Origin of the sequence: Pseudomonas sp. TNT3 (assembly GCF_010095445.2) — a bacterium.
In the GTDB taxonomy this organism is placed as follows: domain Bacteria; phylum Pseudomonadota; class Gammaproteobacteria; order Pseudomonadales; family Pseudomonadaceae; genus Aquipseudomonas.
Genome location: NZ_WFGV02000002.1, coordinates 84,688 through 106,711, shown reverse-complemented (window position 1 = coordinate 106,711; position 22,024 = coordinate 84,688). Strand labels below are relative to the sequence as shown.

Annotated in this window: 21 protein-coding genes and 1 pseudogene; 6 read left to right on the top strand and 16 right to left on the bottom strand. The window is 58.9% G+C overall.

Annotated features, from left to right (window positions below):
* Window positions 1-21: 21 nt before the first annotated feature.
* The 5 genes from recG to exbB all read right to left on the bottom strand — a co-directional run bounded on the left by recG (window position 22) and on the right by exbB (window position 5,463).
* Entirely contained in the window at window positions 22-2,097 is a 2,076-nt protein-coding gene (gene recG, locus GBC55_RS02065; protein ID WP_162436644.1) for an ATP-dependent DNA helicase RecG, read from the bottom strand.
* Between the two features lie 9 nt (window positions 2,098-2,106).
* Window positions 2,107-3,036 (bottom strand): hydrogen peroxide-inducible genes activator, encoded by a 930-nt coding sequence (locus GBC55_RS02060; protein WP_162436645.1) that lies wholly within the window; start codon window positions 3,034-3,036, stop codon window positions 2,107-2,109.
* A gap of 271 nt (window positions 3,037-3,307) precedes the next feature.
* A complete protein-coding gene (locus GBC55_RS02055) occupies window positions 3,308-4,057 on the bottom strand; it encodes an energy transducer TonB (RefSeq protein WP_162436646.1) in 750 nt (249 codons plus the stop codon).
* The gene (exbD, locus tag GBC55_RS02050) at window positions 4,054-4,482 is read right to left on the bottom strand and encodes a TonB system transport protein ExbD (RefSeq protein ID WP_162436647.1); all 429 of its coding nucleotides are present in this window, start codon (window positions 4,480-4,482) and stop codon (window positions 4,054-4,056) included. The genes GBC55_RS02055 and exbD overlap by 4 nt, the downstream gene beginning before the upstream one ends.
* A 6-nt stretch (window positions 4,483-4,488) precedes the next feature.
* Complete coding sequence (gene exbB, locus GBC55_RS02045) at window positions 4,489-5,463, bottom strand: tonB-system energizer ExbB (RefSeq protein WP_162436648.1); 975 nt, start codon at window positions 5,461-5,463, stop codon at window positions 4,489-4,491.
* A 189-nt stretch (window positions 5,464-5,652) separates the two neighbouring features.
* Between exbB and GBC55_RS02040 the strand changes: the two genes are divergently transcribed.
* A complete protein-coding gene (locus GBC55_RS02040; protein ID WP_162436649.1) occupies window positions 5,653-6,510 on the top strand; it encodes an SDR family oxidoreductase in 858 nt (285 codons plus the stop codon).
* A gap of 141 nt (window positions 6,511-6,651) precedes the next feature.
* Here GBC55_RS02040 and GBC55_RS02035 read toward each other — a convergent pair whose 3' ends face one another.
* The 6 genes from GBC55_RS02035 to GBC55_RS02010 all read right to left on the bottom strand — a co-directional run bounded on the left by GBC55_RS02035 (window position 6,652) and on the right by GBC55_RS02010 (window position 11,943).
* Complete coding sequence (locus GBC55_RS02035) at window positions 6,652-7,392, bottom strand: hypothetical protein (protein WP_162436650.1); 741 nt, start codon at window positions 7,390-7,392, stop codon at window positions 6,652-6,654.
* 55 nt (window positions 7,393-7,447) lie between these two features.
* On the bottom strand, window positions 7,448-7,828 hold the full coding sequence (locus tag GBC55_RS02030) for a RidA family protein (protein WP_025130815.1): 381 nt from the start codon (window positions 7,826-7,828) through the stop codon (window positions 7,448-7,450).
* Between the two features lie 24 nt (window positions 7,829-7,852).
* Window positions 7,853-9,958 (bottom strand): bifunctional GTP diphosphokinase/guanosine-3',5'-bis pyrophosphate 3'-pyrophosphohydrolase, encoded by a 2,106-nt coding sequence (gene spoT / locus GBC55_RS02025; RefSeq protein ID WP_162436651.1) that lies wholly within the window; start codon window positions 9,956-9,958, stop codon window positions 7,853-7,855.
* Window positions 9,959-10,015: 57 nt separating this feature from the next.
* The gene (gene rpoZ / locus GBC55_RS02020) at window positions 10,016-10,279 is read right to left on the bottom strand and encodes a DNA-directed RNA polymerase subunit omega (protein ID WP_007894670.1); all 264 of its coding nucleotides are present in this window, start codon (window positions 10,277-10,279) and stop codon (window positions 10,016-10,018) included.
* Window positions 10,280-10,446: 167 nt separating this feature from the next.
* Window positions 10,447-11,067 (bottom strand): guanylate kinase, encoded by a 621-nt coding sequence (gene gmk, locus GBC55_RS02015; protein WP_162436652.1) that lies wholly within the window; start codon window positions 11,065-11,067, stop codon window positions 10,447-10,449.
* A 12-nt stretch (window positions 11,068-11,079) separates the two neighbouring features.
* A complete protein-coding gene (locus GBC55_RS02010) occupies window positions 11,080-11,943 on the bottom strand; it encodes a YicC/YloC family endoribonuclease (protein ID WP_162436653.1) in 864 nt (287 codons plus the stop codon).
* 260 nt (window positions 11,944-12,203) lie between these two features.
* Here GBC55_RS02010 and rph point away from each other — a divergent pair, with 260 nt between their 5' ends.
* From rph to gltS, 3 genes are all read left to right on the top strand, one after another.
* Window positions 12,204-12,926, top strand: coding sequence for a ribonuclease PH (gene rph, locus GBC55_RS02005; RefSeq protein WP_162436654.1), 723 nt, complete (start codon window positions 12,204-12,206; stop codon window positions 12,924-12,926).
* A 28-nt stretch (window positions 12,927-12,954) separates the two neighbouring features.
* Complete coding sequence (locus GBC55_RS02000; protein WP_162436655.1) at window positions 12,955-13,323, top strand: DUF4870 domain-containing protein; 369 nt, start codon at window positions 12,955-12,957, stop codon at window positions 13,321-13,323.
* A 439-nt stretch (window positions 13,324-13,762) separates the two neighbouring features.
* A complete protein-coding gene (gltS, locus tag GBC55_RS01995) occupies window positions 13,763-14,968 on the top strand; it encodes a sodium/glutamate symporter (protein ID WP_162436656.1) in 1,206 nt (401 codons plus the stop codon).
* Window positions 14,969-15,133: 165 nt separating this feature from the next.
* Here gltS and GBC55_RS01990 read toward each other — a convergent pair whose 3' ends face one another.
* Complete coding sequence (locus GBC55_RS01990; RefSeq protein ID WP_007934608.1) at window positions 15,134-15,913, bottom strand: exodeoxyribonuclease III; 780 nt, start codon at window positions 15,911-15,913, stop codon at window positions 15,134-15,136.
* An 82-nt stretch (window positions 15,914-15,995) separates the two neighbouring features.
* Here GBC55_RS01990 and pyrE point away from each other — a divergent pair, with 82 nt between their 5' ends.
* A complete protein-coding gene (gene pyrE / locus GBC55_RS01985; RefSeq protein WP_162436657.1) occupies window positions 15,996-16,640 on the top strand; it encodes an orotate phosphoribosyltransferase in 645 nt (214 codons plus the stop codon).
* A gap of 204 nt (window positions 16,641-16,844) precedes the next feature.
* On the opposite strand, the gene argB is transcribed toward pyrE, so the two are convergent.
* From argB to coaBC, 4 genes and pseudogenes are all read right to left on the bottom strand, one after another.
* On the bottom strand, window positions 16,845-17,750 hold the full coding sequence (gene argB / locus GBC55_RS01980; protein WP_045059191.1) for an acetylglutamate kinase: 906 nt from the start codon (window positions 17,748-17,750) through the stop codon (window positions 16,845-16,847).
* 38 nt (window positions 17,751-17,788) lie between these two features.
* Window positions 17,789-19,153, bottom strand: a pseudogene (locus tag GBC55_RS01975) (phosphomannomutase/phosphoglucomutase); the annotation flags it as partial.
* Window positions 19,154-19,524: 371 nt separating this feature from the next.
* Entirely contained in the window at window positions 19,525-19,980 is a 456-nt protein-coding gene (gene dut, locus GBC55_RS01970) for a dUTP diphosphatase (protein WP_028622393.1), read from the bottom strand.
* A 5-nt stretch (window positions 19,981-19,985) separates the two neighbouring features.
* Complete coding sequence (gene coaBC, locus GBC55_RS01965; RefSeq protein ID WP_162436659.1) at window positions 19,986-21,194, bottom strand: bifunctional phosphopantothenoylcysteine decarboxylase/phosphopantothenate--cysteine ligase CoaBC; 1,209 nt, start codon at window positions 21,192-21,194, stop codon at window positions 19,986-19,988.
* Window positions 21,195-21,328: 134 nt separating this feature from the next.
* Here coaBC and radC point away from each other — a divergent pair, with 134 nt between their 5' ends.
* Complete coding sequence (gene radC, locus GBC55_RS01960; protein ID WP_162436660.1) at window positions 21,329-22,003, top strand: DNA repair protein RadC; 675 nt, start codon at window positions 21,329-21,331, stop codon at window positions 22,001-22,003.
* Window positions 22,004-22,024 lie beyond the last annotated feature (21 nt).

Sequence of the window (22,024 nt, the reverse complement as noted above, 5' to 3'; positions counted from 1 at the left end):
GTCCGGAAACTGCGACGGTGCTCACACTTGGCCGTATTGCTGCCCATGGCGAAGCCAGCGGTCGAGCAGCGGGCTGACATGATCCGGCCAGCGCTCGAGCAAGGCCTGGGCGGCGTCGCGCACGGCGGGCAACAAGTCGGCATCGCGCATCAGGTCGGCGACCTTGAATTGCAGCAGGCCGGTCTGACGGGTGCCGAGCATTTCGCCGGGGCCGCGCAGTTCAAGATCCTTTTCGGCGATGACAAAACCGTCGTTGGTTTCACGCATGATGCCCAGGCGCTGACGTCCAATCTGTGACAGTGGTGGATGGTAGAGCAGCACGCAATGACTGGCGGCACTGCCTCGGCCGACGCGACCGCGCAATTGATGGAGTTGCGCGAGCCCAAGGCGTTCGGGGTTTTCGATGATCATCAGGCTGGCGTTCGGTACGTCGACGCCCACTTCGATCACGGTGGTGGCGACCAGCAATTGCAGGTTGCCGGCTTTGAATTCGGCCATTACCGCCGCTTTCTCGACAGGCTTCATGCGGCCATGAATCAGCCCGACCTTCAGTTCACCAAGGGCGGCAGTGAGGTCTTCATAAGTGGTCTCGGCAGCCTGGCAGGTGAGCTCCTCAGACTCTTCGATCAGCGTACAAACCCAGTAGGCCTGACGACCTTCAGCGCAGGCACCGCGCACGCGTTCGATGACCTCGACGCGCCGGGTGTCGGTGATCAACACAGTGTTTACCGGTGTACGACCAGGCGGCAGTTCGTCGAGGATCGAGGTGTCGAGGTCGGCGTAGGCGCTCATGGCTAGCGTCCGGGGGATGGGGGTCGCGGTCATGATCAGTTGATGCGGACACATCCGCCCACCGACGCCTTTCTGCCTTAATGCCAGGCGCTGCTGCACACCAAAACGGTGTTGTTCGTCGATGATCACCAGCGCCAGGTTCTTGAACTTCACTTCGTCCTGAAACAGCGCGTGCGTACCCACCACCATAGGTGTACCCCCGGCGATTTGCTCCAGGGCTGCCACGCGGTTCTTGCCCTTGAGTTTGCCCGCCAGCCAGGCGACTTCGATGCCCAAGGGTTCGAGCCAGCGCTTGAAGGTGATGAAATGTTGCTCGGCGAGGATCTCGGTGGGCGCCATCAACGCAACTTGATAGCCGGCCTCCAGCGCCTGTAACGCAGCCAGGGCTGCGACCACGGTTTTGCCCGCGCCGACGTCACCCTGAATCAGCCGCAGCATGGGCTCGCGCTGACTGAGGTCGTAGGCGATTTCGTTGCCCACGCGTTGCTGGGCACCGGTCGGTGCGAAGCCGAGATTGGCCAGGTATTTCGCTGGCAGCTTTGTCGCCTTGGGCATCGCCGGCGCGCGCAAGGAGCGCATGCTCTCGCGTAAACGCTGCTGGGACAGTTGATGCGTCAACAGCTCTTCGAAGGCCAGCCGGTGTTGCGCCCAGTGATGCCCGAGGGCGAGCTCGTCAACATCGGCATCGGCTGGCGGGTGATGCAGGTAACGGATAGCATCAGCCAGCGGCGCGAGTTGATAGTCGCGGGCCAGTTCGGTCGGCAACCAGTCGGGCAGGCTGGTGGGGCCGAGCAACGTCAGGGTCTGCATGCACAACTGACGCAAGCGCTGTTGGGTCAGGCCTTCGGTAAGCGGGTATACCGGGGTCAGGGTCTCATCCACCGGCGGCGGTTCGTCGCCTGTAATGGCGCGATATTCCGGGTGATAGATCTCAAGGCCTGACGCGCCGGGCCGCGCTTCGCCGTAGCAGCGAATCCGCGTGCCGCGCTTAAGGCCTTCTTTCTGGGCGTTGCTGAAATGGTAGAAGCGCAGGCTGAGCCCGCCGGTTCCGTCCTGCAGGCGCACGACAAGGCTGCGGCGACGGCCCATGACCACGTCGGCGCCACTGACGGTGCCTTCGATCACGGCATCCTGGCCCGGTCGCAAATGACCGATCGGGACCACGCGTGTGCGGTCCTGATAACGCAACGGCAGGTGGAACAGCACGTCCTGGAGATTCTCCAGGCCGACCTTGGCCAGCTTCTCGGCCATGGCTTCGCCGACACCCTTGAGTGCCGTCACCGACACTTGCGACAACTCGGTCATGGCCGCAACTTAACCGGCAACCACCGGCGCTGGCGGCTTGGCCACCGAGCACAGGCGAATCGAGTCGGCGAGGATTTCAATGGCCTTGGGACGCGGAAAGCTGGCGCGCCAGGCGATGGCCACGGTGCGGAAGGGGACGGGCGGCGTCAGTGGGCGCACTTCGAGCACGCCGGGGGCGTAGTGGTGACTGTCCACCGCCGAGAGCGGCAGGATCGAAATTCCGAGGCCGGAGGCGACCATGTGGCGAATGGTTTCCAGCGAACTGGATTCCACCGTGGTGTGCTTGGCGCCGTCCTTGCCGTTGGCCAGGGTCGGGCAGGCTTCCAGCACCTGATCGCGGAAGCAGTGACCTTCGCCGAGCAGCAGCAGGCTCTTGTCGTTGAGCAGGCTGGCGTCGATGGACTCTTTCTGTGTCCACGAATGTTGGGCCGGCATCAGGACGTAGAACGGCTCGTCATAGAGCTGCAACGTCAGCACGTCGGCTTCGTTGAACGGCAAAGCGATGATGATCGCGTCGAGCTCGCCGTTGCGTAGCTTGTCGCGCAGGATGTGGGTGAAGTTTTCTTCGATGTACAACGGCATCTGCGGGGCAACCCGGTGCAGTTGCGGGATCAGGTGCGGGAACAAGTAAGGGCCGACGGTGTAGATCGCGCCGACTTTCAGCGGGGCGGTCAGCTGGTTCTTGCCGGCCTGGGCCAGTTCACGGATGCCTTGGGCTTGCTCCAGGACTTTTTGTGCCTGGGCAACAATGCCTTCGCCGACCGGCGTCAGGCGCACGGCGCTCTTGCTGCGCTCGAAAATCAGCACACCGAGTTCGTCTTCAAGCTTTTTCACGCCCACCGACAGGGTCGGTTGACTGACGTGGCAACGCTCGGCCGCATGGCCGAAATGCTGCTCTTGGGCGAGGGTAACGATGTAGCGTAATTCTGTGAGAGTCATAGCTAGCGTCCATGAAGTTGCGAGCCAAGCATAACGGCTGCAATCGATAGACGCACGTTATCAGACTGGGAGTGTTGAGTGACACATGGCAATGCAGTTTGCAGGCGGCGGATACGCAAAAGGCACCTTTCGGTGCCTTTATGGCTGGTGCATGACCTGTTGCATCACCTGTGGGAGCCGAGCGTGCTCGCGATAGCGGTATCACCGTCAACAAAGATGTTGAAATTGATGGCCTCATCGCGAGCAAGATCGGCTCCTGCAAGGGCAGTGTTTAACGCCGGCGTTTCTCCAGCGAGTAAACAAACGGTGCAACTATTTCGATGGAGCCGTTGTTCAGCATATCGGCCGGTGGCTTGGGCAGCGGCTGGGCGCGGCGGATCATTTCCATGGTCGCTCGGTCCAGATCGGCATTGCCGGAACCACCCACGAGTTCGAACGACAGCACGTTGCCTTCAGCATCGACCACGAAGCGCAGACGGTTCATGCCTTCCTTGCCCCGTGCCTGCGCACTGGCCGGGTACTTTTTGTACTTGGCCAAGTGAGCGAGCAGGGTGCCCTGCCAGCTGGCTTTCGCCGCCTGTTGCGCGGGCGATGGGCCGGGTGCCGGCTGAGCGGATTTATCCGTCGGTGCCTGGGTCGGTTGCGCGTCGCTTGGCTTCTCTTCCGACGGCTTCTCTTTCGGCGGCTCCGGTTTTTTCTCCACAGGCTTGGGCGGTTGAGGCTTTGGCTTGGGTTTGACCGGTTTCGGTACGGAGATCGTCGGTTTCGGCGCTTCAGCGAGTTTTGGCAACGGCAGTTCTTCCACCGGGGCCGGTGGCTGTGGCGGCGTTATCACCTTCGGCGGTGCCGGTGGTGGCGGGGCTGGAACGGGCGCCAGCTCGACCATCATTGCCTGCGGTGGCAACTCGATCGGTGGGCGCGCGGTCCAGTTCAGCGCCAGCGCAATGGCCAGCGCATGGACGCCCAGCACCACGGCCAGGCTCCCGCTGTAACGCGTCAGCTTATGGCGCGTCGTGATCATTTTTTGGCTGCCGTCTCGAGTCCGACCAGGCCAACCTTCAGGTAACCGGCAGCACGCAGAGCATCCATCACGCTCATCAGGTCGCCGTAGTCCACGCCTTTATCGGCCTGGAAGAAGATCGTCGTGTCTTTCTTGCCCTGGGTCTTGGCGTCCAGCGTGGCGCCGAGTGATTCGGCTTTCACTTCGTCGTCACCAAGGAACAGACGCTGATCGGCTTTCACGCTGAGGAACACCGGCTTCTCTGGCCGCGGCGCGGGTTTGGCGCTCGAGGCCGGCAGGTCAACCTTGATGTCCACGGTTGCCAACGGAGCGGCCACCATGAAGATGATCAGCAGTACCAACATCACGTCGATGAACGGCGTGACGTTGATTTCGTGGTTCTCGGCGAGATCGTCGTCTGCGCCTTCTTTCAAATGCAAGCCCATGGCTGATTACCCTACTTTGACCACGTGGGGTTGCGCGGAGCGCTCGGTGGTCGGCAGGTGATCGAGGTCACGGCTGACCAGCAGCAGGACTTCGGCCGAGGCATCGGACACTTGCGCCTTGTAACCGGCGATGGAGCGGGCAAAGACGTTGTAGATCACAACGGCCGGGATCGCGGCCACCAGGCCCAGGGCAGTTGCCAGCAGGGCTTCGGCGATGCCGGGTGCCACGACTGCCAGGTTGGTGGTCTGGGTTTTAGCGATGCCGATAAAGCTGTTCATGATGCCCCACACGGTACCGAACAGGCCCACGAACGGCGCGGTGGAACCGATCGTTGCGAGAACGCCGGTGCCGCTGCTCATGTTGCGACCGCAGGCTGCAACCAGGCGCTCAAGACGGAAGGCGACGCGTTCCTTGATGCCTTCTTTCTCGCGGCTGTTGACCGAAAGGCGCATTTCTTCCAGGGCGTCGTGCACCAGCACGTTGGCGAGTGTGCCTGGCTTGGTTGCCGTTGCGCTGGCTTCTTTAAGGGTTCTGGCTTTTTTCAGGTGGACGATTTCAGTGCGCAGACGACGCTTGGCGCCCATCAGCTCAAAGCCCTTGGCGATCCAGATTGTCCAGGTGATGATCGACGCGATGGCCAAACCGATCATCACGATTTTCACGATGATGTCGGCGTTCTGGTACATGCCCCAAGGCGACAGGTCATGGGCCATGCCCAGGGTGTTGTCGGCTTCGAGTGCTTCCGGCACGTCTTCGGCGTTGGTGTCGACTGCCTGGGCCGGGTCCGTTGCAACCGGCGTCACTGCAGGCGCCGCATTTTCAGCTGGTGCTGGAGCTTCAGCAGCGGCCGGTGTGGCAGGTGCCTGTGCGTCGGCGAATGCGGCGGTCGGCGCCAACATCAAGCTGAGCAGCAAGGCAGCCACAGCGCTCCAGGCGCGAGGTCGTTTGGTTGGCGAAGCGGGGGATTGATTGCGTGTCATGCTGGCCGGACCTGAGAGAAAAAGACGGTAAATGTTCTTCCAGGCCTCGCAAGGCCGAGAACAAAAGTGGCGGGCATTATTGCAAGTAATTCTTGTTAACAAAAGTAATAGAGTATCTTTTTTTCCTTCATTGCTAGCCGCTCGTCCTTTGTCGACGCTAGTCTGTGCCTTTGCGAGAGGAGTTTTCTGATGTCCGCACCTTCTGTTTTGATTGCCGGTTGCGGCGACGTCGGCAGCCGTTTGGCCAAGCAACTATTGGCAAAAGGATGGCAGGTTCATGGCCTGCGTCGGGACGTTTCACGTTTGCCTGACGGTGTGATCGGTGTTGCCGGCGACTTGTTCATTGAAGACTGCCCTGAGACATGGCCGGTGGGTGCGGTGGATTACCTGGTGTATTGCGCGGCGGCCACCGATCACGATGAAGCCGGTTACCGCGCTGCTTATGTGCAGGGTTTGCAGCATGTGCTGGAGTGGCTGAGCGACTATGGGCAGGTGCCTGATCGGCTGCTGTTTGTTTCCAGCAGCAGTGTGTATGGACAGCAGGACGGTGAGTGGGTCGACGAGACTTCGCCGACCCTTGCAACAGGCTATTCGGGTCGACTGATGCTGGAGGCAGAGCAAGTAGCGCTGCAGAGCGGTATCCCGGCCAGCATCGTGCGCCTGACCGGCATTTACGGTCCGGGTCGTGAATGGCTGCTGACTCAGGTTCGTCGCGGTTATCGTGTGGCAGTCGATCCGCCGTTGTACGGCAATCGTATTCATGCGGATGACGCTGCAGGGCTGCTGGCGTACTTGCTGGACGCGGATAGCCGTGGTGTAGCGCTGGATGATGTTTACATCGGTGTGGACGACGCGCCTGCACCGCTGGCGGAAGTGGTGGGCTGTTTGCGTGAGTATCTGGGTGTGACTGAGTGGAGTGAGGAGGAGAGCGTGCGTCGCACTGGCAGTAAGCAGTGCAGTAATGCGCGGGCTAAAGCCTTGGGGTGGGAGCCGAAGTACCCAAGTTATCGCGAAGGTTACGCCGCCATTCTTGAAGGCAGCAGCTAATCCCTCTACACCCTGAAACAACTGTGGGAGCGAGCCTGCTCGCGATGAGGCCCAAACATTCAACATCTTCGTTGACTGTTGTTCCGCCATCGCGAGCAGGCTCGCTCCCACATGGGGACCTGCTTTGCAGTTAGATCCGGGTTACTGCTTTTCCAGCAACCATTTGCGATCGCCCGGCGTGAACTGCGGCATTTCGTCCGCCTGCGCGGTATTGGCGGCCTGGAAAATCTCCAGCTCCTTGCCCTTGCGCGCAAAAATCCAGGTATTGCCCTGGCCGTTCAGTTGCAGCCACATATTGTCGTTGCCGCCACTCATTGAGGCGCAATCGCCGGCCAGACACAGGGCGTAGCGATCCGCTCCGGGCAGTCCGGCAACCTGGCCATCGGCCTGGAACTGTACGGTATTGCCTTCACCGGGGCCGCTGAGCACTTTCCAGCTACCGCCCATATAGGCCGAATACAGTGCGCGTTCGAAGCTGGCGCCCATCGGTGCGCCTTCCGGCACAGGGATCACTGCGCGGTCGAAAACCTGCTCGGGCTCATTGTCGCTGGCGGCCTGGGTCATTTGCTTGCCGTCACGCTTGAGCTCGCTGGCAGAACTGCCATAAAAGTCGACTTTCCAGGCGCCGGACTCTTCGCCCAGCAGCTTGCCTTCGACGTTTTCGAAACCGTTGGTGTAGCGGGCCTGCAGGGCCTTGGTATTGACGTCCCATTCCAGGTTCGGGCCATAGGCCTGGAGCGCTTCACGCAGGGGAGTGCCTTTGGAGGCAGCGTCGATCGCCACCTGATTGATCCAGGTGCCGCTGACGTCACGGTCGGCAGGGTTGCTGGCACATCCGCCCAAGAATAGGGCGACCAGCGAAAGAGCTAGCGCGTGGCGCATTGTGAAATCCTTTCAGAACGAAGACGGCGCAACCCTTGGGGCTGCGCCGGACGCATTACTCGATGACCAGAATGGCATCCATTTCAACCTGCGAACCCTTTGGCAGGGCGGCCACGCCGATGGCGGCGCGAGCAGGGTAAGGCTGTTCAAAGTACTTGCCCATGATCTCGTTGACCTTGGCGAAGTGGCTCAGGTCGGTGAGGAAGATGTTCAGTTTGACGATGTCCTTGAAGGAGCCGCCGGCTGCTTCAGCCACGGACTTCAGGTTCTCGAATACCTGAACGGTCTGGGCTTCGAAGCCTTCAACCAGTTCCATGGTTTTTGGGTCCAGAGGGATTTGACCGGACATGTAGACGGTGTTGCCAGCCTTGATCGCCTGGGAGTAAGTGCCGATGGCGGCCGGGGCCTTGTCGCTGGTGATAACAGTCTTGGTCATGAATGACTCCTTGTAATGGGTGGGCTATGCACGCATGCGGGTGATGCGAATCACCCCGGTTAACGCGCGCAGTTTCTTGATCACACGGGCCAGATGCACGCGGTCGTGCACGCTGACCACCAGTTGGACCACGCTGATACGACCGTCGCGTTCGTCCATGCTGATTTTTTCAATATTGCCATCGGCCGCGTTGACGCTGCTGGCGAGCAGAGCGATCAGGCCGCGCTGGTGTTCCAGCTCGACGCGCAACTCGACGTTGAATTCGCCGGTGACATCCTTGGCCCATGAGAGCTGGATGCATTTTTCCGGGTTGTGGCGGATTTCGCTGATATTGCGGCAGTTGTCCAGGTGCACAACCATGCCCTTGCCCGCGGACAGGTGACCGACAATCGGGTCGCCCGGGATCGGTGTGCAACACTTGGCGTAGCTGAGCACCAGTCCTTCGGTGCCGCGAATGGCCAGTGGGCCTTCCGCACTCGGCAACTGTTCGCCTTCGCCGAGCAAGCGTCGCGCGACCACGTAGGCCATCCGGTTGCCCAGGCCGATGTCTTCCAGAAGGTCTTCGATCAGTTCGAGGCGGTATTCGGCAAGCATTGCTTTGACGCGCTCGTCTGGAATTTTTTCCAGCGAGCTGTCGAAGCCGTTAAGGACCTTGTTCAGCAGGCGTTCGCCCAGGCTGATGGATTCTGAGCGACGTTGCAGTTTCAGCGCGTGACGAATGTGGGTACGCGCCTTGCCGGTGACCACGAAGTTGAGCCATGCCGGATTCGGTCGTGCGCCGGGAGCACTGACGATCTCGACCGTGGAGCCGCTTTGCAGCGGTTCGGACAGCGGTGCGAGGCGACGGTTGATCCGACAGGCAATGCAGCTGTTGCCGACGTCGGTGTGCACCGCGTACGCGAAGTCGACCGCCGTGGAGCCTTTTGGCAGCTCCATGATCCGGCCTTTTGGCGTGAAGACGTAGACCTCGTCCGGGAACAGGTCGATCTTGACGCTTTCGATGAATTCCAGCGAGTTGCCGGCCCGTTGCTGCATCTCCAGCACGCCTTTGACCCACTGGCGCGCGCGAGCGTGAGTGCCTTTGGGCTGCTCGTCGCCACTGGATTTGTACAGCCAGTGAGCTGCGATGCCGTTGTTGGCCATCTCTTCCATTTCACGGGTACGGATCTGAATCTCGATCGGAACACCGTGCATGCCGAACAGCGTGGTGTGCAGCGACTGATAGCCGTTGGCCTTGGGGATCGCGATGTAATCCTTGAATCGCCCTGGCAACGGTTTGTACAAATTATGCACAGCGCCTAGCACGCGGTAGCAGGTATCGACCTTGTCGACGATGATCCGGAACGCATAGACGTCCATGATCTCGTTGAAGGCCCGACGCTTGCCGCGCATTTTCTTGTAGATGCCGTAGAGGTGTTTCTGGCGACCGCTGACTTCGCCCTGAATCTCGTCGATGGCCAGGCAGTGGCTCAAGGACTCTTCGATCTTGTTGACGATTTCCTTGCGGTTGCCCCGGGCGCGCTTGACGGCCTGGTAGATTCGCGCGGAACGCATCGGGTGCATCGCTTTGAAACCCAGGTCTTCGAATTCTATGCGGATGGCGTGCATGCCCAGCCGGTTGGCAATGGGCGCATAGATTTCGAGGGTTTCTTTCGCAATCCGGCGGCGTTTTTCGCCGGACAGGACTTCCAGGGTGCGCATGTTGTGCAGGCGGTCGGCGAGTTTCACCAGGATCACGCGAATATCGCGCGCCATGGCCATCGCCATCTTCTGGAAGTTTTCAGCCTGGGCTTCGGCCTTGGTCTCGAAGTTCATCTGGGTCAGTTTGCTGACCCCATCGACCAGTTCGGCCACGGTTTCGCCGAATTGCGCTTGAAGCGCTTCCTTGGCAATACCGGTGTCTTCGATCACGTCATGCAGCATGGCCGCCATCAGGCTCTGATGGTCCATATGCATGTCGGCAAGAATATTCGCAACCGCGAGTGGGTGCGTGACATACGCCTCGCCACTGCGGCGGCGCTGGCCGTCGTGGGCTTGTTCGGCGTAGAAATACGCTCGGCGGACCAGGTTCACCTGGTCCTTGCCGAGGTAGGTCGATAAGCGATCGGCGAGGGCGTCTATGCTCGGCATGATGACTCCTGCCGTTCGCTGTGACCCCGCGCCGTGCTACGTCGACCAGGCATAGGCTTAGACGGCCTCGTTGGACTCGTCCTCGAACGCTGCGAACAGCGGTTCGTCTTCGACGATTTCAGCGTTGGCGATGAACTCGTAGCTCATCAGGCCTTCAGCGATTTCACGCAGGGCTACAACGGTAGGCTTGTCGTTTTCCCACTGGACCAGTGGCTCTTTGCCGCCGGTGGCCAGTTGACGGGCACGCTTGGTGGACAGCATGACCAGCTCAAAGCGGTTTTCCACGTGGTTCAGGCAGTCTTCAACGGTTACGCGGGCCATGGTATTCCTCGGAGCGAATGCAATATGCGCGCTGCCCGGTTGGGCGAGCGGACTCAACAGTTTAAAAAATCACCAGCGTTTAGGGAAGCGCTGATTTTTTGATCAAGCTCTTCAACGCGCTGCAAGTGCCAATGTAAAGCCCTTGCAGCTGTTTTGGGAAGAGCTGTTCAACCCAGTAATTCAGCCAGCAATTTGCCGTTACGTTGCTGCTGGCGTTTCTGCTGGAGCTGATTTGCGCGGAAAATCGCCTGCAAATCGCTCAGCGCATGGGCGAAATCGTCGTTGATGATCAGGTAGTCGTAGTCGACATAGTGGCTCATCTCGCTGACGGCTTCACGCATGCGGCCATCAATGATCTCGTCGCTGTCCTGGCCGCGATGGGTCAGGCGCTGGTGCAATGCCTGCAAAGACGGCGGCAAAATGAAGATCGAGCGGGCCTGGGGCATCAGTTTGCGTACCTGTTCGGCGCCCTGCCAGTCGATTTCCAGAATCAGGTCGTGGCCCTCATCGAGGGTCTGCTGCAGATGACTTTGCGAGGTGCCGTAGAGATTACCGAACACTTCGGCGCGCTCAAGGAAATCCCCGTGCTCGATCATCTTCACGAACTCGCTGCGTTCGACGAAGTGATAATTCACGCCGTTCGATTCGCCGGGGCGCATGGCGCGAGTCGTGTGTGAGACGGAGACGCGGATCTCCGGATCAGCGTCGGTCAGGGCTTTGACCAGGCTGCTCTTGCCCGCGCCAGAAGGCGCAGAAATGATATACAGGGTGCCGGTGCTGTGGGTCATGTCGGGTTTGCCTTACTCAATATTCTGCACTTGTTCGCGCATCTGCTCGATCAACACTTTGAGGTTGACCGCTGCTTGGGTGCTGCGTGGATCGAAAGCTTTGGAGCCTAATGTGTTGGCTTCGCGGTTGAGCTCCTGCATCAGGAAATCCAGACGCCGACCAGCAGCACCGCCGGATTTGAGCACCCGGCGAACTTCAATGATGTGCGTGCTCAGGCGATCCAGTTCTTCGGCAACGTCGCTTTTTTGGGCGAGCATGACCATTTCCTGCTCCAGACGCTGAGGGTCCATCTCGGCCTTCATATCGGCAAAGCGGTCGAGGACTTTCTGGCGCTGGGTCGCGAGCATCTGCGGAACCAGTTCACGCAGGGTGACCACGTCTGTTTCGATAGAGGTCAGGCGATCGTTGATCAATCGGGCCAGCTCTGCACCTTCGCGCTCGCGGCCGGCTTTGAGTTCTTTCAGGCCCTCGTTGAACAGCGCCAGCGCTTCGGCATTCAAGGCTTGCGGGTCGGACGCGTCGCCCACCAGTACACCGGGCCAGGCCAGAACTTCAAGCGGGTTCAGTGCCGCCGGGTTTTTGATCAGGCTGGCGATCGTCTCCGCGGCGGCGACCAATTGAGCGGCACGTGCGCGGTCGACTTGCAGGGGCTTGTCAGCGTTTTCTTCGGTGAAGCGCAGGGTGCATTCGAGCTTGCCCCGGGACAAGCCCTGGCGCAGCGCTTCGCGGACCGCGCCTTCGAGATCTCGAAAGGATTCCGGCAGGCGCAGGTGAGGCTCGAGGTAGCGGCTGTTGACCGAGCGCAGTTCCCAGCTCAGGGTGCCCTGGGTGCCGGCTTTTTCGACGCGGGCGAAGGCGGTCATGCTGTGCACCATGGAGGTACCTCGCAATGCAGATCCAGGCGTTACCCAAAATCCGCTATCTATGAATTTAAGCCCAGAGGCAGCAAAGGCGCAGGATTGTAGCTCAGTGGGGCGGATGCGCCCAAACACACGGCGTGACAAAGAGCTGCAGGCCGTCGGTAAAGCGGCTTTTAGCGGTCTCAGTCGTCGGGAGGATTTTTTAGAAGTGCCCAGTCCGGGCGTGCGGCTCTATAATGCTCGGCAGTTTTCCGTCCTCCGTACAGGTATTCCCTATGAAACGTCCAAGTGGTCGCGCTGCCGATCAGCTCCGCTCGATCCGCATTACCCGCAACTACACCAAACACGCCGAGGGATCTGTACTGGTCGAGTTCGGTGATACCAAAGTCATCTGCACCGTCAGTGTCGAAAACGGCGTGCCGCGTTTCCTCAAAGGTCAGGGCCAGGGTTGGTTGACTGCCGAATACGGCATGCTGCCGCGCGCGACCGGTGAGCGGAATCAGCGTGAAGCGAGCCGTGGCAAGCAAGGCGGGCGTACGCTGGAAATCCAGCGCCTGATCGGTCGTTCCCTGCGCGCTTCGCTGGACATGTCCAAGCTGGGCGACGTTACCCTCTACGTCGACTGCGACGTAATCCAGGCTGACGGCGGAACCCGCACCGCGTCCATCACCGGTGCCATGGTTGCGTTGGTTGATGCCTTGAAAGTGATCAAAAAGCGCGGCGGCCTCAAAGGCGGCGACCCGCTCAAGCAAATGATCGCTGCTGTCTCCGTTGGCATGTATCAGGGCGAACCTGTGCTCGACCTCGACTACCCTGAAGACTCGGCTGCCGAAACCGACCTGAACGTGGTGATGACAAGCACTGGCGGATTCATTGAAGTTCAGGGTACTGCCGAAGGCTCGCCGTTCCAGCCTGAAGAGCTGAACGCCATGCTTGAGTTGGCGAAGAAGGGCATGAACGAAATCTTCGAACTGCAAAAGGCTGCACTGGCCGACTGATCGCAATCGCTCCAGCAAGGAGAACGCCATGAGTGACGAGCAACAGCTACTTCCCATCCCGAGCAAAGAGGTTCGGCAGTGGGCGATGTTTTGTCATCTCTCGGCCCTGCTGGGGATCTGGATTCCGTTCGGTACGCTGATCGGCCCGTTGATTCTCTGGCAGATGAAGCGCGAGATGGACCCATTCGTCGATGCGCAGGGTAAGGAAGCGCTGAACTTTCAGATCACTGTCGCCATTGCCTCTGCTATTTGCTTCCTGCTCATGGTGGTGATTATCGGGTTTTTCATGTTGGGTCTGGTGGCGATTGGGGCATTAGTGTTGACGATCATTGCGGGCGTCAAGGCCAATGAAGGGGTGCCGTATCGTTATCCCTTTACGTGGCGATTGATCAAGTAAAGAAGTCGTGTACTGGTGAGGCACGGTTCACCAGCCTTTCAAACAAATGCCCCGAATTTACGGGGCATTTGTTTTTTTGAAATTAAATATAATTCCTCAGCCAAATGCAGCAATTGCCATTGGCGGTATTCGGCTATCGCAGGTTTTTGTGGATTAGTCTTACAAGGCATTACCGTTAATTCCTTATATTAAAGCTGTTTTCGTTGTTCTTACACTTTTAGTCACAACTACGGCCCGCGGGGCGCCCCATAGGCTTGGCAATGAGACTGGGCGATTGATAAAGTTGCTCGACGTAATATTTATCAGCGGTATTACGCCTTGTTCACACCATTGACGGTCCCTGAATCTAAAATCAACCCGTGTTGATACGTCTCAACCAATTCAACAGGCGTGCCCAGGTAAAAAGTTCGCCTCTGAATGTGCATGTAAGCATTTCCCAATGATTGAACTCGATTTTTACGGAACACTTGTGGCCGCCTCTTTAGTACTTTTACTGGGGAGAGGACTTGTTACTCGTGTCGGATTTTTACGCGCCTACAATATTCCCGAGCCTGTAGCCGGCGGGCTGGTGGTCGCGTTGGTTCTCTTGACGCTACGAGCCATCGAAGTTGAGGTCCGTTTCGATACATCGTTGCAGGCGCCCCTGATGTTGGCGTTTTTCGCCACCATTGGCTTGAGCGCAGACTTTGCAAGCCTGAAGAAAGGCGGGCGTGTAGTAGGGATTTTCGTACTGGCAGTCACAGGGCTCCTGGTGGTTCAGAACGCCATGGGCATCGGGCTCGCCACTTTGTTAGGTCTTGATCCATTGATGGGGTTGTTGACCGGCTCAGTGACGTTGGCGGGTGGGCACGGTACCGGCGCTGCATGGAGTTCGACTTTCAGCGAGAAGTACGGCCTGGCTTCCGCCTCTGAGCTGGCGATGGCTTCTGCAACGTTTGGTTTGGTGCTGGGTGGTTTGATTGGCGGTCCGGTTGCTCGCCTGCTCATCAAGCGTGTTCAAACCCCGGGTCTCGAACACGGAAAGCCTCAATGTCCAAAAGGCTTCGAGCAGCCCAACAAGGAGCGCTCGATCACACCCTTCTCGTTCATCGAGACCCTTGCTTTGATCGCCGTCAGCTTGCTGGCGGGTAATCTCTTGAATGGCCTGCTGCACGGAACTGCGTTTGAGCTGCCGACCTTCGTTTGCGTCTTGTTCGTGGGAGTCCTGCTACGAAATGGTCTTTCAGCACTGGGTCTGTATCAGGTGTTTGAGCGTGAAGTGTCTGTACTGGGGAATGTCAGCCTGTCGCTATTCCTCGCCATCGCTCTGATGTCACTCAAGCTGTGGGATCTGGCCGCACTGGCTTTGCCGATCTTTCTGATCCTGGCTGCGCAGACTTTGGTCATGGCACTGTTTGCGATTTTCGTGACGTTCAGGGTAATGGGCAGGAACTATGATGCGGCCGTGCTGGCAGCGGGGCACTGTGGTTTTGGGCTGGGCGCGACGCCAACGGCCATTGCTAACATGCAGGCAGTGACACAGCGCTATGGACCTTCGCAAATCGCGTTCCTGGTGGTACCAATGGTGGGTGCGTTCTTCATCGACATCATCAATGTGATCGTGATCAAGTTGTACCTGGCGTTGCCGTTTTTCGCCGCGGGTTGAGGCTCATGCCACGTGACCTTGTTATGAAAGGGCCGAACCTCAAGCGAAAAAAAGCGTAAAAAAAATGCCCGTATCATGCGATACGGGCATTTTTTCGTCTGGCAAACAGGTTGCTGAGTGTTCACGCAATCTGAGTAACGCCAGTTCTTGCCTTCGAAACAACGCTTAGATAGTCAGCGTCCAGTCGTAGTCGACGATCAGCGGTGCGTGTTGCGAGAACCGTGGCTGACGTGGCAAACGTGCGCTGCGTACGAAGCGGCGCAGACCTGGCGTCAGCAACTGGTAGTCGAAACGCCAACCGAGGTTAAGCATTTCAGCCTGTTCGTTGTCCGGCCACCAGCTGTACTGATCGCCCTCACGACTGACTTCGCGCAAGGCATCAACGTAGCCCATGTTGCCGACAATCTCGTCCATCCAGGCACGTTCAGGCGCCAGGAAGCCCGGAGATTGCTGGCTGTCGCGCCAGTTCTTGATATCCAGCTTCTGTTGCGCAACATACAGCGAGCCACAGTAAATGTACTCGCGACGTTTGCGTCGCTGTTTATCCAGATAACGGGCGAAATCGTCCATTAGCTTGAACTTCTGGTTCAAGTCTTCATCGCCGTTCTGCCCCGAAGGAAGCAGCAAGGTCGCGATGCTGACCTTATCGAAATCGGCTTGCAGGTAGCGCCCGTAGCGGTCGGCCGTCTCGAAGCCGAGACCGCTGATGACAGCCTTCGGTTGCAACCGCGAATACAAAGCCACGCCACCCTGGGCGGGAACTTCGGCTTCGCAGGCATAAAGGAAGTAGCCATCCAGTTGGAAGGCTGGATCGTCCAGTTCAAAGGCGGAGGCGCGGGTGTCCTGCAGGCAGATGACGTCGGCATTCTGTGCTTGCAGCCAACTGAGCAAACCTCGCTCCACTGCAGCCTGAATACCATTGACGTTCACACTGATGATCCGCATAAATGGCCCCAAAAATCGCGTGCGTGTATGATACACGGCGTCAACCTAATTAGCTAAATCCGTGGTATTTGGGGTTTTTTTCATGCAAGCGTATCAGCGCGATTTCATTCGTTTTGCCATCGATCGCGGCGTTTTGCGCTTCGGTGAGTTCACCCTGAAGTCCGGGCGCACCAGTCCTTACTTCTTCAATGCCGGCTTGTTCAACTCGGGTTCGGCGCTGGCGCAACTGGGTCGTTTCTATGCGGCAGCCATCGTCGAGAGCGGTATTTCCTTCGACGTGCTGTTCGGCCCAGCCTACAAAGGCATTCCGCTGGCAGCGACCACTGCGGTAGCCCTGGCTGAGCACCATGAGCGTGATTTGCCATGGTGCTTCAATCGTAAAGAGGCCAAGGCCCACGGCGAAGGCGGCAGCCTGGTCGGCGCGCCATTGACTGGCGAAGTCTTGATCATCGACGACGTGATCACCGCCGGCACCGCGATTCGTGAAGTGATGCAGATCATCGCTTCCCAGGACGGCGCCAAGGCGGCAGGCGTGCTGATCGCCCTGAACCGTCAAGAGCGCGGTAACGGCGAGCTGTCGGCGATCCAGGAAGTGGAGCGTGATTTCGGTATTCCGGTTATCAGCATCGTTTCGCTGAACCAGGTACTCGAGTTCCTGGCGGACGATCCGCAGCTCAAGCAACACTTGCCTGCCGTAGAAGCGTACCGCGCCCAGTTCGGCGTCTAGCACCGATCTCCCTGTGTGGCGGGACTGTGTGGCGAGGGTGCTTGCTCCCGCTTGAGTGCGCAGCGCTCACAAGATTTTGGGGCTGCTGCGCAGCCCAGCGGGAGCAAGCTCCCTCGCCACAAATAAATCGTTTGCCCGCAGGTATCTCAGGCAAAAAAAGACCCCGCTCAGTCTGGCTGAGCGGGGTCTTTTTGTATGTGCCGCTTAAGGGCGCTTGCGATTGCTGATCAAGGTACCCACACCGGTATCGGTGAAGATTTCCAGCAGAATCGCGTTCGGTACGCGCCCGTCAATGATCAACGAGCTGCCCACGCCACCCTGTACCGCCTCCAGCGCGCAACGGATCTTCGGCAGCATCCCGCCGTAAATGGTGCCATCGGCGATCAGTTCGTCGACCTGCTGAGTGGTCAGGCCCGTCAAGACGGTGCCCGACTTGTCCATCAGGCCGGCGATGTTGGTCAGCAGCATCAGCTTTTCAGCCTTCAATGCTTCGGCAACTTTGCCGGCTACCAGGTCGGCATTGATGTTGTACGACTCACCATTGGCGCCGACGCCAATTGGCGCGATCACCGGAATGAAATCGCCTTTGACCAGCAGGTTCAGCAAGTCGGTGTTGATCCCGACCACTTCGCCGACCTGGCCGATGTCGATGATTTCCGGTTGGGTCATCTCCGGCGTCTGGCGCGTGACGGTGAGCTTTTTCGCGCGAATCAACTCGGCGTCTTTACCGGTCAGGCCGATGGCGCTGCCGCCATGACGGTTGATCAGGTTAACAATGTCCTTGTTCACCTGGCCACCCAGGACCATTTCCACCACGTCCATGGTCTGTGCGTCAGTGACACGCATGCCATCAATGAAGTGGCTCTCGATCGACAATCGCTTGAGCAGGTCGCCAATTTGCGGGCCGCCGCCGTGCACCACCACCGGGTTGATACCCACGGCTTTCATCAGGACGATGTCGCGGGCGAAGCCGGTTTTCAGCTCCTCGCTTTCCATCGCGTTGCCGCCGTATTTGATCACCAGCGTCTTGCCGACATAGCGGCGAATGTAAGGCAGCGCTTCGGACAGGACCTTGGCGGTGTTGGCGGCGGCTTCGCGTTCGAGGGTCATTCAGGGCTCCGGCACTTCAATAAAGGCGCTTCGTTAAATCAAAACGGTAGTTGGAGATCAGGTGCAACACGCTTCAACTGGACTTTGAATACATCCTTGATGCGCTGCAACTCAGCCTCGTCATCGGCCTCGAAACGCAGTACCAGCACCGGTGTGGTGTTGGACGCGCGAACCAGGCCCCAGCCTTTGGCGTAATCGACTCGCACGCCGTCAATGGTGGTCAGGTCAGCGCCTTCGCCCCACTTGGCATCGTGCAGCGCATCAATGATGCTGAATTTGCTCTCTTCGGTCACATGGATATTGATTTCCGGCGTAGAAATATCATTCGGGAAGGTCGCAAACAGCTCTTCCGCGGTGGATTTTTCTTTGCTGAGGATCTCCAGCAACCGCGCGGCGCTGTAAATGCCGTCGTCGAAACCGAACCAGCGCTCCTTGAAGAAGATATGGCCGCTCATTTCGCCGGCCAGCAGGGCGCCGGTTTGTTTCATTTTCTTTTTGATCAACGAGTGACCGGTCTTCCACATTAGCGGGCGACCGCCATATTCCTTGATCAGTGGCGTCAGGCGACGGGTGCACTTAACGTCGAAGATGATTTCTGCATCCGGGTTGCGCGCCACGACGTCGCGGGCGAAGAGCATCAGCAAGCGGTCCGGGTAGACGATGCTGCCGGTGTTGGTCACGACGCCCACGCGGTCACCGTCACCGTCGAATGCCAGGCCCAAGTCAGCGTTGGTTTCCTTGACCTTGGCGATCAGGTCGACAAGGTTTTCGGGTTTGCCCGGGTCCGGGTGATGGTTCGGGAAGTTGCCGTCGACTTCGCAGAACAGCGGAATGACTTCGCAGTTCAGCGCTTCGATCAGCTGTGGGGCAATCACGCCGGCAGCGCCGTTGCCACAGTCAACGACGACTTTGAGGCGGCGAGCCAGTTTGACGTCCTGAACGATTTCAGTGTTGTAGCGGTCGAGAATCTCGACCTTGGTGATGCTGCCATTGCCGCTGCTCAAGTTGTTGGTCTTGAGGCGTTCGTGCAGGGCCTGAATTTGTTCGTTGGCCAAGGTGTCGCCAGCGATAACGATCTTGAAACCGTTGTAGTTTGCAGGATTATGGCTGCCGGTCAGCATCACGCCGGATTTACCGGCCAGGACGTTGGCGGCGTAGTACAGCGCAGGCGTTGGCACCAGGCCGACGTCGCTGACGTGGCAACCGCTGTCGGCCAGGCCTTTGATCAGTTGCTCGACCAGTTCGGGGCCTGACAGGCGACCGTCACGGCCGACGGAAACATTCGGTTCATCCTGTGCCAGGCTCTGGGAGCCAATGGCGCGACCGAGCCAATAAGCGGTCTCAGCATTCAAGAATTCCGGGACGGTGCCGCGAATGTCATAGGCGCGGAAAATGCTGTCGGGGAACTTGGGTGGGACTTGGGCTGGGTTGCTCATTACTGGAAATGCTCCATCTTGAAAGTGATTGGGCTTGCCGGCGAAGAACTCGCCGGCAGTCTCAAACTGAAGGGTATGACGGCGTTTTCCACAGAGAGTTCGTGGTGCGAAAAGGCCATGACGCCGGTTTTGCTGAGCATTTGGCCGTCCATTGCCTTGATTTCCAGTGTTAAAACTGTCGCCGATCCTGATGCAATCTTTGTGGCAAGCCAGCTCTACTGTAGGAGCTGCCGCAGGCTGCGATCCTTTGATCCTGTTCTTGATCTTGAGAAAACTAGATCAAGAGATCGCAGCCTCGTTTCACTCGACAGCTCCTACAGGAATGTGGCGTTTATCGATCAATGGCTGCCTGAATGCCCAAAACCACCCGCGCCGCGCTCGGTTTCGACAAATTCTTCGACCATCTCGAAATGCGCCTGCACGACTGGCACCAGAACCAGTTGAGCCAGACGTTCGCCGACAACCATATTGAAGTCGGTCTGGCCGCGGTTCCAGCAGGACACCATCAACGGGCCCTGGTAGTCGGAGTCGATCAGGCCAACCAGGTTGCCCAGCACGATGCCGTGTTTATGACCCAGGCCCGAACGCGGCAGAATCAATGCGGCGAGGCCAGGATCGCCGATGTACACCGACAGTCCGGTGGGGATCAGCAACGTTTCACCTGGTTTGATGACGGTGTCTTTTTCCAGCATGGCGCGCAGGTCCAGGCCGGCGGAACCTGGGGTAGCGTACTGTGGCAGCGGGAATTCGCTGCCGATGCGTGGGTCGAGGATCTTGGCTTGCAAAGCGTGCATGTAAATTAAACCTGGTTCAGACGTTCGGCGATAAAAGTGATCAGCTGGCGGGCAATTTTGCTCTTGCTGGTCTGGGCGAAAAGTGTGGCGTGGAGTTCACGATCAATCACGCTGCAGGCGTTTTCCTCGCTGTTGAAGCCAATACTCGGGTTGGCGACGTCGTTGGCGACGATCAAATCGAGATTCTTGTCTTTCAGCTTGCGTGCGGCGTAATCGAGCAGGTGTTCGGTTTCGGCGGCGAAACCGACACTGAACGGACGGTCGGGACGGGTAGCGATGGTGGCCAGGATGTCCGGGTTACGCACCATTTGTAGCAACAAGCCGTCGCCGCTCGTAGGATCTTTCTTGAGTTTCTGTGGCGCGACGACTTCCGGGCGGTAGTCGGCAACCGCAGCGGAGGCAATAAACAGATCGCACGGGATTGCGGCTTCGCAGGCGGAGAGCATATCGCGGGCGCTGACCACATCGATTCGCGTCACGCGATCCGGCGTTGGCAGGTGGACCGGGCCCGTAATCAGGGTCACTCGGGCACCCGCCTCAACCGCTGCTTCGGCCAGGGCAAAGCCCATTTTCCCCGAACTATGGTTGGTGATGTAGCGAACCGGATCAATGTTTTCCTGGGTTGGGCCGGCCGTGATAAGCACGTGCTTGCCGGTCAACGCCTGACGCTGGAAGCAGTCCGCCGCGCACTGGGCGAGGTCGTTGGCTTCGAGCATGCGACCCATGCCGACATCGCCGCAAGCCTGGCTGCCGGAGGCTGGGCCGAAGACTTTCAGGTCGCGACTTTCGAGGGTCTGCAGGTTGGATTGGGTTGCCGGGTCGCGCCACATGGCTTGATTCATGGCGGGCGCCACGGCAACAACAGCATCAGTGGCCAGCACCAGCGTGGTCAGCAGGTCGTCGGCAATCCCCTGTGCCAAGCGCGCGATCAAGTCTGCGGTAGCGGGGGCGATCAACACCAGATCGGCCCATTTCGCCAGCTCGATGTGGCCCATTGCGGCTTCGGCTGCCGGGTCCAGCAGGTCCAGATGCACCGGGTGTCCGGACAATGCCTGCATGGTCAGCGGCGTGATGAATTCGCTGCCACCCCGGGTCATGACCACGCGCACTTCGGCGCCCTGGTCGATCAGTCGGCGAACCAGCTCAGCGCTCTTGTAGGCCGCGATGCCGCCGCCGACGCCCAGAACAATGCGTTTCCGATACAGCCGCTGCATAGGTCTGCCTTTCAATTCGTTGGTGACTGCATGGCGAAACCCCCTCCCCAGGGTGAATTCGCCTGCAAAAAAGATGGGCTAAGATATCACAGCGACCGCTATGGAACAGCGGCGCCCACAGACAGGGAGGTGCTATGAGTATTCGCGATTGGCCGGCGGCCGAGCGACCGCGGGAAAAGCTTCTTGAACAGGGCTCGGCGAGCCTTTCAGACGCAGAGTTGCTGGCAATTTTTCTACGAACCGGTGTCTCCGGCAGGAGTGCAGTGGACGTTGCGCGTCACTTGCTGAGCAAGTTTGGCAGCCTGCGTGCGTTGCTGGAGGCGGATCAGTCGACGTTCAGCAGGGAGTTGGGGCTCGGTCCCGCCAAGTTCGCACAGCTGCAAGCGGTTCAGGAAATGGGTCGACGGCACATGGCCGAGCGTTTGCGCAACAAGTCGGTGCTGGAAAATCCTCAAGCTGTTCGTGAGTACCTCAAAGCCTTGCTGCGCCATGAGCTGCATGAGGTATTCGGTTGTCTGTTTCTGGACTCCAGGCATCAGGTGCTGACCTTTGAAGCACTGTTTCACGGCTCCATCGACAACACCAGCGTCCATCCTCGACAGGTGGTCAAACGTGCGTTGGCCAACAACGCGGCAGCAGTGATCCTCTGCCACAACCACCCATCGGGTAACTCCACTCCCAGCCAGGCCGACCGAAAATTGACCAAACGTCTGCAAGAGGCGTTGCTGCTGGTGGATGTGCGAGTTCTTGACCACTTCATCGTCGGTGACGGCGACCCGCTGTCCATGGCCGAGTACGGCTGGATGTGACTGTGGTGAAAATGAGATTCC

Bases quoted from the DNA above. Each gene is read 5' to 3' on its own strand.
- rph (WP_162436654.1), top strand. From the start codon at position 12,204: ATGAAACGTCCAAGTGGTCGCGCTGCCGATCAGCTCCGCTCGATCCGC.
- pyrE (WP_162436657.1), top strand. From the start codon at position 15,996: ATGCAAGCGTATCAGCGCGATTTCATTCGTTTTGCCATCGATCGCGGC.
- argB (WP_045059191.1), bottom strand. From the start codon at position 17,750: ATGACCCTCGAACGCGAAGCCGCCGCCAACACCGCCAAGGTCCTGTCC.
- radC (WP_162436660.1), top strand. From the start codon at position 21,329: ATGAGTATTCGCGATTGGCCGGCGGCCGAGCGACCGCGGGAAAAGCTT.
- recG (WP_162436644.1), bottom strand. From the start codon at position 2,097: ATGACCGAGTTGTCGCAAGTGTCGGTGACGGCACTCAAGGGTGTCGGC.
- gmk (WP_162436652.1), bottom strand. From the start codon at position 11,067: ATGACCCACAGCACCGGCACCCTGTATATCATTTCTGCGCCTTCTGGC.
- GBC55_RS01990 (WP_007934608.1), bottom strand. From the start codon at position 15,913: ATGCGGATCATCAGTGTGAACGTCAATGGTATTCAGGCTGCAGTGGAG.
- GBC55_RS02055 (WP_162436646.1), bottom strand. From the start codon at position 4,057: ATGATCACGACGCGCCATAAGCTGACGCGTTACAGCGGGAGCCTGGCC.
- GBC55_RS02010 (WP_162436653.1), bottom strand. From the start codon at position 11,943: ATGGTGCACAGCATGACCGCCTTCGCCCGCGTCGAAAAAGCCGGCACC.
- GBC55_RS02035 (WP_162436650.1), bottom strand. From the start codon at position 7,392: ATGCGCCACGCGCTAGCTCTTTCGCTGGTCGCCCTATTCTTGGGCGGA.
- GBC55_RS02060 (WP_162436645.1), bottom strand. From the start codon at position 3,036: ATGACTCTCACAGAATTACGCTACATCGTTACCCTCGCCCAAGAGCAG.
- rpoZ (WP_007894670.1), bottom strand. From the start codon at position 10,279: ATGGCCCGCGTAACCGTTGAAGACTGCCTGAACCACGTGGAAAACCGC.
- gltS (WP_162436656.1), top strand. From the start codon at position 13,763: ATGATTGAACTCGATTTTTACGGAACACTTGTGGCCGCCTCTTTAGTA.
- GBC55_RS02040 (WP_162436649.1), top strand. From the start codon at position 5,653: ATGTCCGCACCTTCTGTTTTGATTGCCGGTTGCGGCGACGTCGGCAGC.
- coaBC (WP_162436659.1), bottom strand. From the start codon at position 21,194: ATGCAGCGGCTGTATCGGAAACGCATTGTTCTGGGCGTCGGCGGCGGC.
- GBC55_RS02000 (WP_162436655.1), top strand. From the start codon at position 12,955: ATGAGTGACGAGCAACAGCTACTTCCCATCCCGAGCAAAGAGGTTCGG.
- exbB (WP_162436648.1), bottom strand. From the start codon at position 5,463: ATGACACGCAATCAATCCCCCGCTTCGCCAACCAAACGACCTCGCGCC.
- dut (WP_028622393.1), bottom strand. From the start codon at position 19,980: ATGCACGCTTTGCAAGCCAAGATCCTCGACCCACGCATCGGCAGCGAA.
- exbD (WP_162436647.1), bottom strand. From the start codon at position 4,482: ATGGGCTTGCATTTGAAAGAAGGCGCAGACGACGATCTCGCCGAGAAC.
- GBC55_RS02030 (WP_025130815.1), bottom strand. From the start codon at position 7,828: ATGACCAAGACTGTTATCACCAGCGACAAGGCCCCGGCCGCCATCGGC.
- spoT (WP_162436651.1), bottom strand. From the start codon at position 9,958: ATGCCGAGCATAGACGCCCTCGCCGATCGCTTATCGACCTACCTCGGC.